The following is a 17,408-nucleotide window of genomic DNA, read 5'->3' as shown; positions in this document are numbered from 1 at the left end:
TTATTTAGCAGTAATGCGGTGAAACTTCTTTACAGCCAAAGGAGTCCGCTATGCGTACTAATTCTTCTCATTTATTGGCCTATGCCAAAATCTCTCTATTTATACCGTTTAAACAGTCTATAAATTGGTTTAATCGACTCTAAGTTTTCTACAACCTTAGATCATTACGACTCAAAAATCATAGCAACAATAAACCCGAGATAGGTAAGCACAACTTTATTGTGTCGTTTTTGCATGCCTGTTTTTAGCACTCATTTTAAGAGTGACGGCATTTCTATCTCTTTTACATACAACAAAAAATTATTTTAAGCGGTATATATGAACAATTTAGAACCTTCGTTTAGAGCACTACGAGTGCTGCACACGGCAAAAGATTTATTTACTCAAGATGGGTTTAACACGGTGGGGGTCGACCGAATTATTGCTGAGGCCAATATTCCCAAAGCGACTTTTTATAACATCTTTCATTCAAAAGCACGACTCATCGAGATGTGTTTAACCTTTCAAACAGATGCGCTCAAAGTAAAAGTCTTTTCAATTATCAATTCATACAGTGAACTTATGGTGTTCGATAAACTAAAACAAATTTACTTTTTACATGCCAATTTAGAAGGGTTTTACCGTTTACCATTTAAAGCAATTTTTGAAATTGAAAAGTGCTATGCAACGGCTTATCGGGTGGTTGTTGATTATAGAAACTGGTTTATAAATGAGCTTTATAAGCTACTTCTTACTGTCAAAACTACCGCTTCAATAAAAGATGCGCACATGTTTCTATTTGCAATTGATGGGGCAATGGTTCAGCTGTTAAGTGCCAATAGCGTAGATGAACGGGATAAATTACTAGATTACTTTTTATTTATGCTATCTGAGCATTCAACTTAAATCTTAAATACAAAAAGCCCGTAACTGGGCTTTTTCTTTTAGATGCGGTGATTAAAACTTAAGTTTCTTAAGCCCACGGCTCACGCCATTTTCTAAAGCTTTTTTAATAATAAGTCCAATGAAGGGTACGCGGCCTTTAAAGCTAATCGAGTAATCTAAACGACTTCGGTTATTTCCCAAGTCAGTAAATTTCATGACACCACGGTGAGCTTTAATTGGGCTAATGCCGCTGGTAATTGCATACTCGATCAGTTCATTTTCTTTATAAACTAAATTTGTTTCTACAAATGAAGGGGTCAATGGAATAGACATTTTGCGCGCAGAGCCAACACCATTACGAGCGTCTTTTCCGTTGCTAATGCGAGTCACTTTAGCAGGAGCAAAAAGTTTACTTAGGTTTTCATGCTCACTTAAAGTCGCGAAGACCTTGTCTACGGGTGCATCAAATTCTTGTACGATGTTGATTTTTTGAGTTTTTAACATCTTATTCCCTCTAGAAATTATTTTGACATTGGTAATTGTCAGAATTTGGATGTTAGCACGCTTTGGGCAATGGGGGAATTCTTCTTCGTCGGAGTTATCTTAAGTCCGAAAAAAGCATTGCGATAAATCTACAATGCTTTTTGGCCTTTTCTTAATTTTTTAAAGTAAGGTTGAATCACAGACCAGTTGGTTGAAACCCAGCAAATAAATGAACCCGCCGTCACCATTGCTGTTCCTTGCCAAAAGCTCATTGAAAGTTGAGTTTGTAAAACAAACATGGCCAAAATAGACGAAATAATCGGGGTGAAATAAGAGGCCACCACAAGCATGGTAATGTTTCCATGAATAATGCCAATGTTCCAAGCAGCATAACCAAAACCCATGGCAGCAGATGCCACTAAAAGGGTGAGGAGAGCTGGAATATCCATTGAAGGAATGGCAAATTGCCCAGAGACGAGCAGCTTGAGCCATAGGGTGAGTGCGACACCAACAAAGAAAATGGAAATGGGATTTTGCCCATTGCTCATTTTTTTGGTGATTACACAGTAAAAAGCCCAGATGATGGCACCTGTAAATGCCAAAATATAGCTCAGTGGGTTGCTATGAAAATTATCGACAATACTATTTAGACTAAAATCGCCATTTCCGGTCTGAATAAAAACAATGCCGAAAATTGAAAGCATTAGACCTAAAATAATAAGGAAATTAAACTTTAATTCCTTAAAAATAACAAAAGCTAAAACCGTTAAACTCGGCCACAGATAGTTAACAATGCTGATTTCAATTGCTTGTCGCGCTGTCTGAGAATAAGCAATCGCAAATGAAAAGCATACCTCATAAGCCACGAACAGAATTGTGCCAAATATTAAGTATTTTTTAGAGATCTGCTTAAAATCTGGAACTTTGAAAATGGCAAGCAACAGTAGCGCACTTAAAGAATAAATAAAGGTAACACCTAGCTCAGGCCCAATGGCGGCACTGACTTGCTTCATCAGACCGACCAGAGATGCCCACATGAGAATGGCACTTAAACCAATTAATGTTGCTAGATTTTTTGACATAAAATTCAGTAAATAACGGTTAAAAAATGGTAAAAGATTAAGTTGTACTAATGAAAGGAATCAATTTTCAAGCTAAGGAATATAGGACAAATTATATAAAATATAAACAATTAAATTTATTGATTGGTTGAATCTGCTATGTTTATTTAAGCATTCATTTGAGTAAAGAAATTTCGGATAAAACAACATTTGTACGAGGAAAATATGGAAGTCATTAAAACGGTTGGTGTTGTTGGAGCAGGTGTAATAGGTGCAAGTTGGACGGCCTTATTTTTATATAAAGGATTTAAAGTTAAGGTTTACGACCCGTATCCGATCGATGAAGCGGTCTTTAAAAATAGAATATCTGCAAATTTAAATGATTTATTGGTTTTAGACCAAAACGCTGAACCCAGTTATTCTCAGCAAGATGTACTGCTTCATCTGGAAATTTTTAATAATTTAAAAGATGCAGTTTCAGATGTAGATTTTATTCAAGAAAATGCCCCGGAACGTCTGGATATAAAACAACAGCTATATCAAGAAATCACAGCATATTGTCCTGAACATACCATTATTGCTTCAAGTTCATCGGGCTTAAAAGTGTCTGATTTTCAAAAAGAGGCACAACATCCTGAACGTATTTTATTAGGTCATCCTTTTAATCCGCCTCATCTTTTACCTTTGGTCGAGATCGTTGGCGGTAATTTGACAGATCCCCAAATTTTGAAACAGGCTTCTGAGTTCTATAAACAACTGGGCAAAAAACCAATTGTTTTAAATAAAGAAGTAAAAGGGCATGTTGCAAACCGTTTGCAGGCTGCGCTATGGCGAGAAGCTTTTTCATTGGTTGAACAAGGCGTGTGCTCTGCCGAAGATGTCGATGTCGCGATTACCAGTGGGCCGGGTTTAAGATGGGCACTATTTGGCCCCTACATTAATATGCAGCTTGCCAACCAAAAGGGCTTTAAAGAAGCAATTCATCATTTAGGCCCACCAATGACAGAATGGTGGAATGATATGCACACATTTCAACATTCAGACGAGACAACAGAATTATTGGAAGCAGAAACTAACCAGCTTTTAAACCAATATAAAGATGTCGATTTATACCAAACCAGAGACAAAGGTCTAGTTGATATTTTAAAGCTCAGACAGCAACTCAAGTTAGATTAATTCAAATTTTTAAGACAAAGCCAATCATTTTAGTGCATGGATGATTGGCTTTTTGCTGGGTCAAATATCAAAAACAGCCCTCGCAAAAACTAATTTACATTCATTAAATGTTACTGAAATCTCTGTCGCGTTGCATTTGCACTATATGCCTTACGTGAAAGGTAAGAAACGTTGCAAACCGTAAAGAAAGCCTGCTCATAATCAAATGACATGATAGAAAATAGAGGAATAACAATATGCGCGCTCTTACTTACCACGGTGCAGAAGATGTTCGAGTAGAAACTGTAACAGACCCTATTATTCAAGAACCAGATGACATTATTTTGCGAGTGACTGCCACAGCCATTTGTGGTTCAGACTTACATTTATATCGAGGCAAAATCCCTAGAACTGAGCAGGGCGATATCTTTGGGCACGAGTTTATGGGCGTGGTTGAAGAGGTCGGTCCCGCCGTCACCGCAGTGAAAAAGGGTGATCGCGTGATTGTTCCTTTTGTTATTGCGTGTGGTGAATGTTTCTTTTGCCAGCTTGACCTGACTGCTGCCTGTGAAACCACTAATACAGGGCGCGGCGCAATTATTAATAAAAAACAAATTCCACCAGGTGCAGCTTTATTTGGCTATAGTCATCTTTACGGCGGTATACCGGGTGGGCAAGCAGAGTATGTGCGTGTGCCAAAAGCCAATAAAGGCCCTTTTAAAGTACCAACCTCATTGTCAGATGAAAAAGTACTTTTCTTGACTGATATTTTACCGACTGCTTGGCAAGCCGTGACTAATGCCCAAGTGAAACGTGGCTCAACCGTTGCAATTTATGGTGCTGGTCCAGTCGGACTATTAAGTGCCGCTTGTGCCAAGATGCTTGGTGCAGAAAAAATATTTATGGTCGATCACAATGACTATCGATTGAACTATGCAGCGGCAACATACGGCGCCATTCCAGTGAATTTCGATGAAGTCGATGCGGCCGAGTTTATTATTCAGCATACCGACAATTATCGGGGTGTCGATGCTGTGATCGATGCGATTGGCTTTGAGGCAAAAGGCAGTGTGATTGAGACAGTTCTCACCAATTTAAAACTAGAAGGTTCAAGTGGCGCAGCACTGCGTCAATGCATTGCTGCAGTTCGCCGCGGTGGTGTAGTGAGCGTACCGGGAGTATATGCAGGCCCGATTCATGGTTTCTTGTTTGGCGATGCTTTTGATAAAGGCCTGACTTTTAAAATGGGCCAAACCCATGTACATCAATATTTACCGCAACTCTTAGAACTGATTGAGCGTGGCGATTTGTCGCCAGAAACCATTATTACCCACCGAATGAAATTAGAAGATGCCGCAGAAGGTTATCGTATTTTTAATGAAAGAGAAGAGGACTGCCGTAAGGTGATTCTGCTTCCTTAAAATCTCAATCTCATAATCAATTTTTAAGCCTCTTAGTGAAAGGGGCTTTTTTCTTTTCAAGATGCACAATTTTTAGTGCAGCTTTTTATTTTTGAACTTAAACCGCACCTAAACAGCTCAAGTTTAGTATTACTTTTAACCAAAACCGTAATACTAAGCTGGCATGTCCTTTGCATAGTCATAAACAATCAAAAGTGATCTAGGGTTCCGATACTTAAAGTATGACTGGACCGAGAGTTCACGGTTCCTAGCGAACTACACGGAGGGATAAAAGCCCGGGAGGAAGTCTAAAACTATCCGACAGGAGTAGCTATGAACACTACAAGTTATCATAACAATCAGGCGATTTGGACCGAACTTTTACCCGGAGGACATCACTGGTCGGGTCGTATTCAAAAAGGAACCATTCTTAAATTTACATCGCTTGGCGCTCAGGCAAATGTTTCTTTGTTTTGTGTAAATGCTGCCGATGTGCTTGAACGTTTTAACATGCCCGACAGTTTAAAAGGGCAACACACCGCCTATTTAAAAGCTTCCAATGTGCTCTATTCAGACCTTGGCCGTGTGATGGCTTCTATTGTTCATGACGATCATGGATGGAACGATGCACTTTGTGGCCCAAGCCGACCTGAGCAAATTGAAAAGCAATTTGGCAATCGCACATTTCAAGATGCCCGCAATGATATGTACCAAAATGGTTTAGACAGTTTACTCATTGAAATGTGTAAATACGGGCTTGCCAGCCAAGACCTGAGTGCCGCAGTTAACCTATTTTCTAAAGTTGTGCCAGATGAAAACGGCGCTTTGTCTTATGTCAGTTCTGACAATACCGATCAAAGCATTGAACTGCGTTTTGAAATGGACTGCTTACTATTTTTATCTGCCGCGCCGCATGGTTTAGACACCAGCCCAAGCTATCAACCTGCCGATATTCAACTCAGTTTATTTAAAGCCAATTCTCTAACAGACAGCGATATTTGTCGTGATGCATGTTCGCAAAATCAGCGTGCGTTTCAAAACACAGCCCGCTACTACGCGCTTAGCAATATTTAAATCAGGAGAAGCATCATGACAGTTTTACAATCATTTGAAAAAGCAGTTTTAAATGAAGTTTGTCCTGCGGGTGAAGCGTGGATGTGCGAGGTTAAAAAGGGCCAGTATTTTCGAATTATTGATCTGGAGGGAAACCAAGCAGTCGATACTTTGTTTATGAGCGCCGAAAACCCAACTGAGCGTTATAGCGCAATGGATACTTTGGCCATCAACCAACAAATCTATTTAGAAAAGGGTACCAAGCTCTACAGTAACTTTGGTCGTCCAATTGCCGTTATTCATGATGATAACTGCGGGCGCCATGACACCATTGGCGGGGCTTGTTCATGTGAAAGTAATACGGTCCGCTATGCACATGAAACGTATCCTATGCATAGTTGCCGTAACAACTTTATGTATGCCTTGGCAAAACACCCGATTGCAAAAAAGCATGGCTTAAATGTCCGTCATATCGGGCCCAACATTAACTTTTTTATGAATGTGCCTGTGACACCAGACGGTCAGCTTAAATTTGATGATGGAATTTCAGGGCCGGGTAAATATGTCGAAGTTCGGGCAGAAATGGATTTGATTGTTTTAATTTCAAATTGTCCACAGCTCAATAACCCATGTAACGCCTATAACCCAACCAAAATTCAACTGGTTGTCCGTGAAGCGGAAGGGGTGTAAGCATGTTTAAAAAAGTTCTGATTGCTAACCGTGGTGCAATTGCCTGTCGCGTCATTCGCACCCTTAAAAAACTCGGGATTGCTTCGGTTGCAGTTTATTCGGAAGCCGACCGTGATTCTTTACATGTGACTTTGGCCGATGAAGCTTTTCTAATTGGCCCTGCGCCTACTCATCAAAGTTATTTAAATATTGAAAAAATCCTTGAGGTTGCAAAACAGTCGGGAGCAGAAGCCATTCACCCCGGTTATGGTTTTTTATCTGAAAATGCCGAGTTTTGTGATTTGTGCGAAAGCCAAGGCATTGCCTTTATTGGACCAACTTCAAGTCAAATGCTCGATTTTGGTTTAAAACATACTGCGCGTGAGCTGGCTATTAAAAGTAATGTACCTCTACTTCCGGGCAGTTCATTACTTGGCGATGAAGCCGAGGCCTTGTTTGAGGCAGCCCGTATTGGCTATCCGGTCATGCTGAAAAGTACCGCGGGTGGCGGTGGTATTGGTATGCGTCTGGTCTGGAATGAAACTGAATTAAAAGATGCCTACCAAACCGTATCTTATTTGGCGCAGGTCAATTTTAAAGATGCAGGTTTGTATTTAGAGAAATTTGTACAACACGCACGCCATATCGAAGTGCAAATTTTTGGTGATGGGAAAGGGCAAGTTCTAGCCTTGGGTGAACGTGATTGTTCGGTGCAACGCCGTAATCAAAAGGTGATTGAAGAAACACCTGCGCCACACCTAAATGAACAGCAACGTGACTATCTGCAAAAAGTTGCCATTCAATTGATGCAGTCGGTGAACTACCGCTCGGCAGGCACAGTTGAGTTTGTCATGGACACCGAAACCCAAAAATTTTATTTCTTAGAGGTCAACACGCGTTTGCAAGTTGAGCACGGTGTGACCGAGCAAGTGTTTGGTGTCGATTTAGTCGAGTGGATGGTGACATTGGCAAGTGGTGACTGGTCAGCACCGACTGAAAAGTTAGAGCCAACAGGACACTCTATTCAAGTTCGCCTTTATGCCGAAGACCCAATTAAACAGTTCCAGCCGAGTGCGGGTTTACTCACTCATGTTAAATTTGACCCGCAAGCCCGAGTCGAAACATGGGTGGAGACAGGTTCAACGGTGTCATCTTTTTATGACCCGATGATTGCCAAAATCATTGTGACTGCTGTAACACGAGATCAAGCCATACAGGCAATGAGTGCTAGTCTTGCCAACACGCAAGTGGCAGGCATCGAAACTAATTTAGAATATTTACAAAACATTATTGCTTGTGATGTGTTTGCTTTAGGCACTCAAACCACTCGTTTTTTAAATACATTTGAATGGAAAACTCAAAAAATTGAGGTGCTGCAGGCAGGCATTCAAACCGCTATTCAGGACGTAACTGGTCGATTAGGTTATTGGGATGTCGGTGTACCGCCATCAGGTGCAATTGACCCACTCAGTTTAACTGTGGCAAACCAGCTTCTAGCCAATGAACCAAATACCGCAGGGCTTGAATGTACCTTGCAAGGGCCAACTTTAAAGTTTCACTGCGACAGCCAAATTGTGATTACTGGTGGTGATATGCCGTCAAAACTTGATGGCGAACTTATACCGATGTGGCAAACCGTCAATGTAAAAAAAGGCCAAGTTTTAAAATGTGGGCTTATCCGTTCAGGTTGCCGTAGTTATATAGGTGTGAAAGGTGGTTTCGATGTTCCTGAGTATTTAGGCTCACAGGCGACTTTCACTTTAGGGCAGTTTGGTGGGCATGCAGGCCGTAATTTATTAATTGGCGATATGCTGCCGATTACTGAATATTCCGCTCAATCGACCACAGCTCTAGCTCAAGCACAAATTCCTAGCTTTACCCAAAACTGGGAAATTGCAGTGATGTATGGTCCACATGGCGCACCAGATTTTTTCACCAAACAAGATATTGATACGTTCTTTGCCAATGAGTTCGAAATTCACTATAACTCAAGCCGGACAGGCATTCGTTTAATTGGCCCAAAACCTGAGTGGGCACGTGAAGATGGCGGTGAGGCGGGGTTACATCCCTCCAATATTCACGACAACGCTTATGCGATTGGGGCAATTGATTTTACGGGCGATATGCCAATTATTTTGGGTCCAGATGGTCCTAGCTTAGGTGGCTTTGTTTGCCCTGCGGTGGTGATTCATTCCGAGCTTTGGAAAATCGGGCAGCTAAAAGCAGGCGATAAAGTCAAATTTGTACCCGTGAGTTATGCGCAAGCAAAAGTACTTGATCAAAAATATCATCAAAGCTTAACTGCGACCGATACAACTCAGATCAATTTTAATCCAGCTATTCAAGCAGAACCCGACACCTTAAAAAATGCGGTTTTGGCTACTTTAGACGGTGAAGCTGAGTTACCAAGCGTGACCTATCGACCAGCAGGAAATAGCTATTTGTTGGTGGAATATGGTGAATTAGTACTCGACCTAAATTTACGTTTCCGTATTCATGCACTCATGCAATGGGTCAAAGATCAAAACATTCAGGGTATTATCGACTTAACACCGGGCATTCGTTCACTGCAAATTCACTTTGATTCAATTCAACTCGATCAACTGGAGCTTTTACAGAAACTTCAACAAGCAGAAGCCGAATTACCCGATATTCAAAATATGCAGGTGCCTTCACGGACTGTCTATTTGCCTTTGGCTTGGGAAGATTCACAAACTCAACTTGCCACTGAACGCTACACACAAATTGTTCGTCCAGATGCACCGTGGTGCCCAGATAACGTTGAGTTTATCCGCCGTATTAATGGCTTATCTTCCAAGCAAGCGGTTAAAGATGTGGTCTATAGTGCGAACTATTTAGTAATGGGGTTAGGCGATGTGTATTTAGGTGCACCCGTTGCGACGCCGCTCGATCCACGCCAACGTTTAGTGACCACAAAATATAATCCGGCACGAACTTGGACACCTGAAAATGCGGTCGGCATTGGCGGTGCTTATATGTGTGTGTACGGTATGGAAGGGCCGGGTGGCTACCAATTTGTTGGCCGTACCACTCAAATGTGGAGCCGTTACCGTAAAAATGCCGACTTCGAAGAAGGTAAACCGTGGTTATTGCGCTTTTTTGACCAAGTTAAGTTTTATGAAGTTTCTGAGAATGAACTTCTGCAAATGCGTGAAGACTTTAAGGCGGGTCGTCTACAACTTCGTATTGAAGAGGGCGTGCTCAATTTAAAAGAATACAACGAGTTTTTAAAAACACATCAAGACAGCATTCAAGCCTTTAAAGACATGCAACAAGCCAATTTTGAGGCTGAGCGCCGCCGTTGGCACGAAGCGGGCTTGCAAGAATATATTTCTGAAAGTCTAGATGCGGTTGATGAAGGCGAAACCGTAGTTATTCCTGAAGGGGGCTGTGCAGTCGAATCACACATGCCGGGCTCAATCTGGAAAATTGAATGTGCATCGGGCGATATTGTTGAAGAAGGTGCGACCCTTGCAGTCATTGAAGCAATGAAAATTGAAATTCCGATTATTGCACCCGAACGCATGAAAGTTGAAACTATTACCATTGAAAAAGGGCAAACCGTAAAAACAGGACAAGTGCTATTTACCTTGGCACCTGTCGCTTAAACCCAAAAGAGAGCATCGATATTGATGCTCTCTTTAAACCTTATGCTTCGGTCAAATGCTTTAATACTTTATGACCATGTTCAACTGCCTCTAATTTAATTTTCGACTCTGGGTTACCTGATAAAGGCGAAACGTCATAAAGCAAGTAAGTGGCGCTTAACTGCATTTGTGTATATTGAATTGAATGTTGAACCGCTTTTAAAAAGCTATCGATTAAGTTTTCTTGGTCGTTCACCATGTTGGCTTCTGTTTGGCCGACCGTCATACTAATAATGACTTTTTTGTCTTTTAATTTATCGCCCTGAGAGCCATAAGCAAACTGATAAGTAAAAACTTCATCAAACCATAATTTCAAAATTGCCGGCATATTAAACCAGAACATTGGATATTGCAGAATGATGGTGTCATGGCGTAACAACGCTTTTTGTTCAGCGCTGACGTCAATTTGATAGTCTGGATAAAGCTGGAAAATATCTCGGACTTCAAGGTCTGGATAGGTTTTAACGAGTTCATTCACAATCGTTTTATTTGCAATTGATTGAGCGTAGTAGGGATGGGCCAAAATAAGTAAAGCCATGAGATTGCCTTTTAACTATAAAAATAATAGCCACTATAATTTTTATAGTATTGGCGTACAATAACTATCAAAGTTGATAGGTAGCGTTTAAAAATGGCAAATACTGAAAATACATGTGAAGTCACGGTAAATGGAAAAACTTATCCATGTCATATCAGTATGGCTATGGATTTAGTGGGTGGAAAATGGAAATGTGTGATTTTGTATTATTTAAAAGATGGGCCAAAACGCTTTAATGAAATCAAGCAACTCATTCCCACAATTACTGAAATGACCTTAAGTCTTCAACTCAAGCAGTTAGAGCAAACTGGCTTAATCTCTAGAACGGTTTATGGTGAAAAAGCACCGATCAAAGTTGTTTATGAAATGACAGAGTTTGGAAAGACTTTTAGGCCAGTTTTAGATTCTTTATATGTATGGGCTCATAGTTTGATTAATCTATCTGAAGAGTCAAAATTAAAACTCAATTTATTGTGATTTAATTAATATAAAAGATTGGTTTTATTGCTCACATAAATTAGCCCCATCCCTGTGCATGGGGCTTTCTTTTGCCCAAAAATCACTCATAAATACCCACCCAATCCATCAAAACCACCCTTAAAAACTGGCACATTTTCTGCATCTCTTATCAGTAATACAAAAACTGAATTTGGTAATACCAAGTTAGGGGTGTGATATGAACGATGTAAAACCTGTGGTTCAACCAAAGCCAACTTTAAAAGCCTTTTTAGTCCAATTGCTTAGCGTACGTGCAGGCGTATATATCAAGCAAAACAATCAGCCGCCTAAAACAAAAGGATAAGACTGTGGCAAAACAAAAGTTGGCTCGAATCAGTATTACCGTACCTGAAACGACACTCAGTGCACTCGACCAAAAAATTGTCGAGCAGAACTATGAAAGTCGCTCGCAAGCCATTGTCGACATGATTAATAAACACTTAATTGCAGAACAGGCGCAGGCCAATGAGGTCATGGTGGGCACCTTGACGCTGCTTTATGACGCTAGCCAAATGACCTTGCGCAATCAATTGGTTGATTTACAACAACAGTTTTTAACACAAGTAATTAGTTCACTTCATATCCAGCTTGACCAACAAAAGATATTGCAAGTCATGTTAATGCAGGGTGCGAGCTCTGAACTCAGACAAATTAGCCAGCAATTTATTGTGCTGAAAGGGGTGATTAAAGGGCATTTAGAACTGATGGATGCCGTGATGCCGCCTATACAGCAAAATGACTAAATGAGGAGTAGCGTGTTGAAAAATTTATGGACCATCCAAGACTGGAAAACAGCATATCAAAACGGGCAAATCCATCTTAAAGATCTGATTGGCTATGTTGCAGAAATTAAAAATGATGATCATGCATGGATTGAAATTGCATCGAACGAGCAAATTCAGGCACAAATTGATATTTTAAAAGATCAGAATATTGCTGACTTACCTCTATACGGTGTGCCGTTTGCAGTCAAAGACAACATTGATGTTGCTGGCTTTCACACGACTGCTGCCTGTAAAGAGGTTCAATATTTAGCGACGCAAGATGCTGCCGTAGTTGCTAAGCTGAAAAAAGTTGGGGCGATTGTAGTTGGTAAAACTAATCTCGATCAGTTTGCAACTGGACTGGTTGGCGTTCGTTCTCCATATGGCGCAGTAAAAAATAGTTTTAATCCTGAATATATTAGTGGTGGTTCAAGCTCTGGTTCGTCGGTGGTGGTTGCCAACGGCATTGTGCCTTTTAGTTTGGGGACTGATACGGCGGGGTCAGGGCGTGTTCCCGCGGGCCATAACAATATTGTGGGCCTTAAACCGACAAAAGGCTGGTTTTCTACCACAGGTCTAATTCCTGCCTGTCGGACTATTGATGTCATTTCTATTTTTGCACTGCATATTGATGATGCGTGGACCGTTGCCAATTTAACGCAGGGCTACGATGAAACAGATGAATATTCACGAATACATCCAGCCAATGTACCGACTCAATTTTCTAAACAAAAAATTGCTATTCCAGCTCAGCTTGAGTTTTATGGAGACATTGAGTCTGAAAAAGCCTTTTTAGTGGCAATTGAGCGTATTAAAAAACTTGGCTATGAAGTTGAGAGTATTGATTTCAGCGCGTTTAATGAACTTGCTGCCGCACTGTATAACGATGCTTGGGTAGCGGAAAGAACAGTCGCCGTTGAACGCATGACAACACGTGAAAATGCTCATCCAGTTATTGCTCAAATTATTGCACAGGCAGATAAATTCAAAGCAACAGATGCACTTCAAGCTGAATATAACCGCGCATTATTAGCTCGAAAAATTAATATGGCATTACAACCTTTTGATGCATTGATGGTTCCGACAGCGCCAACCATTTATACCATTGCTGAAGTTGAAGCCGATCCTTTAATTAAAAATGCACACATGGGGGCATATACCAACTTTGTCAATTTTGCTGATCTTTCGGCTTTAGCTTTACCTAACGTACTCCGTGAAGACGGCCTACCAAGCGGCGTAACCTTTATTGCACTAGCTTGGCACGATCAGGCACTCGCCAATTTTACGCAGCTTTGGCAAGCCGAAACATCGCTGGGTTTAGGTAAATCAACTCAACATTATCAAAAAAGTCTAGAGATCCAATCAAATCATTCAGTACAGCTAGCTGTAGTCGGAGCACACTTAACAGGCATGCCGCTTAATTTTCAGCTCACTAGCCGTAATGCTACTTTGCTCAAGAAAACCCAGACAGCAGACACTTATAAACTCTTTGCCTTAAAAAATACCACACCACCAAAACCGGGGCTGCAATGTGATGCAGCAGGGACATCAATTGAAGTTGAAGTATGGGATGTTCCTTTAGCAAATTTTGGAGCCATTGTGGCTGAAGTACCTGCACCTCTTGGCATTGGGAACCTCAAACTAAAAGATGGTACATGGGTCAAAGGCTTTATTTGCGAAGCTTATGCCATTCAAGATGCAACCGATATTAGCCATTTTGGAGGCTGGCGAGCTTATATACATTCACTCAATCAAACCGCTCAAAGTGTTGTTAGTAAAAATGTTGGGGAAGTTTCTATATGATTAAAAAAGCGTTTTTAACCGTATCTATTTTATCGGCAGTTGTATTGGGTGGGTGTGACAATACCGCTAAAGTTCCAGAGGCTAAACAAGACGCTCAGGCATCTACAAATACAAAACCAATTACCATTGGATATAGTGATTGGCCGGGCTGGGTGGCTTGGCAAGTGGCTATTGAAAAAGGCTGGTTAAAAGAAGCAGGCTTAAATGTAGAGTTTAAGTGGTTTGATTATTCGGCTTCTCTTTCGGCCTTTTCGGCAAATCAGCTCGACGCTGTGTTGGTCACCAATGGCGATAACTTGGTAACAGCTTCGGGTGGTACGCAAGGCATGATGGTTCTGGCAACAGATTATTCTGCGGGCAATGATGTCATTATTGCAAAAGAGGGCATTAGTACCATTCAAGACCTAAAAGGAAAATCAATCGGTGTCGAAAAAGGCTTGGTTGATCATCTTTTGTTAGCAACAGCTTTAACCGACCATAACATTAAAGCGAATGAGGTAAAGCTGGTAAATTCAGCGACTAACCAATTACCTCAAGTTTTTAATAGCCCCGATATTTCTGCAATCGCTGTTTGGCAACCTGTTGCAGGTCAGGCATTAAAAGCAGTGGCAGGCTCTAAAATTATCTATACCTCTAAAGACAAGCCAGGTTTAATTTATGACACTTTGACCGTCAACATGAGCCATTTAACAGCTCATCAAGAAGAATGGAAAAAAGTCATTCAGGTGTGGGATAAAACAGTTAAATATATTAATGACCCTGCAACCCATGCTGATGCAGTTAAAATCATGGCAAACCGTTCAGGTGTCGACCCAAAACAATACGAGTTGATGGTGAGCGGCACGCATCTATTAGATATCAATGCCAATAAAAAAGTATTTGTTAAATCTGAAGGCTTTGACTCGATTTATGGCTCGACGTATCACGTCAATAAATTTAACGTCGAAAATGGGATTTATAAAACCGAACAAAATGTAGATGGGCTGATTTATCCGACACTCATAGAACAACTCAAATAAGCCTAGTAAATAAAAAAGCCCAAGTTGAACTTGGGCTTTTTAATGTGTTTCTTATTTTTCTGTACTGACCTGAGTCATACGTGGAATTTTTGGTAAATCTTGTAAAGCTGGGTCAAGCTCATCCTCGTCAGCATGAACTAAATAATCTACCCGTGAACGGAGCTGTTTAAACTCAGGTGTGCTCATCAAATCGAGTGAGCGTGGACGAGGCAAATTAACTTCAATTATTTCTTTAATTTCACCCGGGTTGGCTTTGAGTGCCACAATTCGGTCTGCCAGTAAAATGGCTTCATCCATGTCATGGGTTACAAAAATAATGGTGATATCAATGTTTTGCCATAAATCCATCAAGTGCTTTTGCATTTTTTGGCGAGTATGTGGATCGAGCGCACCAAAAGGTTCATCCATAAGTAAGATTTTAGGTTGATTAACCAAAGCTCTAGCAATCGCAACGCGCTGTTTCATACCGCCAGAAAGTTGGTGTGGATACTGATTTTCATATTTTTCTAAACCAATAATATTAATCCATTCACGTGCTTGAGCTTCGGCTGTCATTTGACTTGCGCCACGCATTTGCGGACCAAACATTACGTTTTCTTTTACAGTTTTCCACGGAAAAAGGGTATAGCCCTGAAACACCATGCCGCGTTCAGGACATGGGCCTGTAATGCATTCGCCGTCTACTAAAACTTCTCCACTATGGTATGGGTCTAAACCTGCGATAACACGGCTTAGTGTCGATTTGCCGCAGCCAGAGGGACCAATTACACAAATAAATTCTCTTTTATGAATTTTTAAATCGAGCTTATTTAAAACAGTGCGTTCGCTGTGACCATGCTTAAAGACTTGGCTGAGCTGTTTAGCTTCTAAAATCACAGGACGTTCATAAATTTTTTGAAAGTATTCATGCGCGTTAAATGTTGAATCGTTCATTATTTTGCTCCTACTTTCCAAGTGAACATCCGCTCACCTAACTTCATTAATACCCAGTCACAGACCAGACCAATCACCCCAATAATCAAAATAGCCGCATAGACATTGTCAAAGTTTTGATAGCGTGCCTGTTGGGTGATAAACCATGTAATACCCGAGGTCGTACCAATCAACTCTGAAACAATTAAGTAGGTCCAAGCCCAGCCCAATAGCACACGTAAGTCGCGATAAATATCAGGTAAGGCAGCAGGAATCACCACGTGAAATAAACTTTTGAGCTTATTGGTGCCAAGCGTATAGCCAGCTTCAATTAAGCTTCGATCTACCATTCGTGTGGTATTGGCAATAATGAGAATTTGCTGAAAAAGTGTACCAATCACAATAATCGCAATTTTAGGCGCGTCATTAATACCTAAAATTGCTACTGCAAGTGCACCAAATGCAGGTGCGGGCAAGTAACGAAAAAACTCAACAAACGGTTCTGTTAACAGAGATATCCGCTTAGAAAAACCACACAAAATACCGAGTGGAATCCCAATCAATGAAGAGATAAAAAAAGCTGAAAATACCAGTTTAATACTGTGCCATAAACTTTGATGAAACCACGGCGAATCAGGTTGTTCAGGTGGTGTGGTAAAGGCGGTGACCAAAGCCCTAGCGACTTCATGAGGAGCGGGTAAATAAATCGGATTGACCAAAATACCTTGTGGTGGTGCAGAATTTCGATTGACTGCATTTTGTGCTTCGAGATAGAACACATTTTTATCAATGCGACTGCCTATTTGTAAGTAAGAAACACTTCCCGAACTCGTGATTTGCACTTGAGGATGCCAAACAAAAGGTAAGTAACTGATTGCGCACCAAAGACATATTGGAATAACGAAAGAACAAATACTGAGAATCAGCTTGTTCTTTCGCGTAAATTCCTTTGCAACATAACCCATATCGAGAGCTCCCCATTTTGATCAGTATTACGTTTTTCATAAAACGTAATATTGTTAAGCAAAATAGGTGCCATCTTTAAGGTGCTCCAGATGAGTTAAGAAGATGAGGGAACTAAAGTTTCATGTAAATAAACCCAATAACATTTGTCACTTTCTACTTTAATGCAGGCCGTCGAAGTGCGTAATGTTTCGATTTCATCAGTTTGCTGATGTTCCTGATATTGCATCCAACAATAATTTTCAAATTCGTATAAAGCTGTACTCTTAAGAATGTCGATTTTTAAAGAAGGCTTCTTCCCGATATTTTGGCTAAATAAACTATGCACTTCGGCGAAACCAATGTTGTGACCTTGAACCGTTATCATCTTAAAATTTTGATCAAAGCTATCTAAAAGCGGGCTCAGACTTTGCTCTGCATTTTTTCCTGTAAATACATTTTCGATCAAAACATGTAGGTCAATAACACTTTGAATGGCTTGATCCATTTGTTTAGACATGGGTTTTCTCCTTTAAAAACCTTATCTTTCTTTTAGATAAACTAAAAAGTATGTAAGTT

Annotated in this window: 17 protein-coding genes and 1 riboswitch; of the genes, 11 read left to right on the top strand and 6 right to left on the bottom strand. The window is 40.6% G+C overall.

Annotated features, from left to right (window positions below; genetic code table 11):
• The first annotated feature begins 318 nt into the window (after positions 1-318).
• Complete coding sequence (locus HLV59_RS12055) at positions 319-885, top strand: TetR/AcrR family transcriptional regulator (protein WP_171430049.1); 567 nt, start codon at positions 319-321, stop codon at positions 883-885.
• A gap of 51 nt (positions 886-936) precedes the next feature.
• On the opposite strand, the gene HLV59_RS12050 is transcribed toward HLV59_RS12055, so the two are convergent.
• Both HLV59_RS12050 and yddG read right to left on the bottom strand, forming a co-directional pair.
• The gene (locus tag HLV59_RS12050) at positions 937-1,368 is read right to left on the bottom strand and encodes an SRPBCC family protein (RefSeq protein WP_062849165.1); all 432 of its coding nucleotides are present in this window, start codon (positions 1,366-1,368) and stop codon (positions 937-939) included.
• 128 nt (positions 1,369-1,496) lie between these two features.
• Positions 1,497-2,429, bottom strand: coding sequence for an aromatic amino acid DMT transporter YddG (gene yddG, locus HLV59_RS12045; protein ID WP_062849164.1), 933 nt, complete (start codon positions 2,427-2,429; stop codon positions 1,497-1,499).
• Positions 2,430-2,633: 204 nt separating this feature from the next.
• On the opposite strand from yddG, the gene HLV59_RS12040 reads away from it, so the two are divergent.
• From HLV59_RS12040 to uca, 5 genes are all read left to right on the top strand, one after another.
• On the top strand, positions 2,634-3,584 hold the full coding sequence (locus HLV59_RS12040; protein ID WP_171430048.1) for a 3-hydroxyacyl-CoA dehydrogenase NAD-binding domain-containing protein: 951 nt from the start codon (positions 2,634-2,636) through the stop codon (positions 3,582-3,584).
• A 236-nt stretch (positions 3,585-3,820) separates the two neighbouring features.
• Positions 3,821-4,984: a zinc-dependent alcohol dehydrogenase gene (locus tag HLV59_RS12035; protein WP_171430047.1), complete on the top strand. Its 1,164-nt coding sequence runs from the start codon at positions 3,821-3,823 to the stop codon at positions 4,982-4,984.
• A 188-nt stretch (positions 4,985-5,172) separates the two neighbouring features.
• A riboswitch (guanidine-I (ykkC/yxkD leader) is annotated at positions 5,173-5,268 on the top strand.
• Between the two features lie 28 nt (positions 5,269-5,296).
• Positions 5,297-6,037, top strand: a complete 741-nt coding sequence (locus HLV59_RS12030; protein WP_081174496.1) for an urea amidolyase associated protein UAAP1 — start codon at positions 5,297-5,299, stop codon at positions 6,035-6,037.
• Between the two features lie 15 nt (positions 6,038-6,052).
• Entirely contained in the window at positions 6,053-6,706 is a 654-nt protein-coding gene (locus HLV59_RS12025; protein ID WP_000217380.1) for an urea amidolyase associated protein UAAP2, read from the top strand.
• A 2-nt stretch (positions 6,707-6,708) separates the two neighbouring features.
• Positions 6,709-10,314 (top strand): urea carboxylase, encoded by a 3,606-nt coding sequence (gene uca / locus HLV59_RS12020; RefSeq protein ID WP_171430046.1) that lies wholly within the window; start codon positions 6,709-6,711, stop codon positions 10,312-10,314.
• A gap of 40 nt (positions 10,315-10,354) precedes the next feature.
• Here the strand turns inward: uca and HLV59_RS12015 are convergent, their stop codons facing one another.
• A complete protein-coding gene (locus tag HLV59_RS12015; protein ID WP_062849159.1) occupies positions 10,355-10,891 on the bottom strand; it encodes an NAD(P)H-dependent oxidoreductase in 537 nt (178 codons plus the stop codon).
• 93 nt (positions 10,892-10,984) lie between these two features.
• Here HLV59_RS12015 and HLV59_RS12010 point away from each other — a divergent pair, with 93 nt between their 5' ends.
• The 5 genes from HLV59_RS12010 (at position 10,985) to HLV59_RS11990 (ending at position 14,975) form a co-directional block, all read left to right on the top strand.
• Entirely contained in the window at positions 10,985-11,368 is a 384-nt protein-coding gene (locus HLV59_RS12010) for a winged helix-turn-helix transcriptional regulator (RefSeq protein ID WP_031947914.1), read from the top strand.
• 199 nt (positions 11,369-11,567) lie between these two features.
• Positions 11,568-11,693: a hypothetical protein gene (locus HLV59_RS12005; RefSeq protein ID WP_001000626.1), complete on the top strand. Its 126-nt coding sequence runs from the start codon at positions 11,568-11,570 to the stop codon at positions 11,691-11,693.
• A 4-nt stretch (positions 11,694-11,697) separates the two neighbouring features.
• On the top strand, positions 11,698-12,132 hold the full coding sequence (locus HLV59_RS12000; protein ID WP_163120393.1) for a CopG family ribbon-helix-helix protein: 435 nt from the start codon (positions 11,698-11,700) through the stop codon (positions 12,130-12,132).
• A gap of 12 nt (positions 12,133-12,144) precedes the next feature.
• Complete coding sequence (atzF, locus tag HLV59_RS11995) at positions 12,145-13,956, top strand: allophanate hydrolase (protein ID WP_171430045.1); 1,812 nt, start codon at positions 12,145-12,147, stop codon at positions 13,954-13,956.
• Positions 13,953-14,975, top strand: coding sequence for an ABC transporter substrate-binding protein (locus tag HLV59_RS11990; RefSeq protein WP_171430044.1), 1,023 nt, complete (start codon positions 13,953-13,955; stop codon positions 14,973-14,975). The genes atzF and HLV59_RS11990 overlap by 4 nt, the downstream gene beginning before the upstream one ends.
• Positions 14,976-15,026: 51 nt before the next feature.
• Here the strand turns inward: HLV59_RS11990 and HLV59_RS11985 are convergent, their stop codons facing one another.
• From HLV59_RS11985 to HLV59_RS11975, 3 genes are all read right to left on the bottom strand, one after another.
• Positions 15,027-15,908 carry an ABC transporter ATP-binding protein gene (locus tag HLV59_RS11985; RefSeq protein ID WP_057105091.1) on the bottom strand — a complete coding sequence of 294 codons (882 nt, stop codon included), beginning with the start codon at positions 15,906-15,908 and terminating at the stop codon, positions 15,027-15,029.
• Positions 15,908-16,852, bottom strand: a complete 945-nt coding sequence (locus HLV59_RS11980; RefSeq protein WP_171430043.1) for an ABC transporter permease — start codon at positions 16,850-16,852, stop codon at positions 15,908-15,910. Before HLV59_RS11980 ends, HLV59_RS11985 begins: the two co-directional genes overlap by 1 nt.
• 95 nt (positions 16,853-16,947) lie before the next feature.
• Positions 16,948-17,349 (bottom strand): hypothetical protein, encoded by a 402-nt coding sequence (locus HLV59_RS11975; protein ID WP_171430042.1) that lies wholly within the window; start codon positions 17,347-17,349, stop codon positions 16,948-16,950.
• Positions 17,350-17,408: the final 59 nt, after the last annotated feature.

It is taken from the genome of Acinetobacter lactucae (assembly GCF_013122135.1).
In the GTDB taxonomy this organism is placed as follows: Bacteria; Pseudomonadota; Gammaproteobacteria; order Pseudomonadales; family Moraxellaceae; genus Acinetobacter; species Acinetobacter lactucae.
This window is presented reverse-complemented; position numbering and strand designations above follow the sequence as displayed.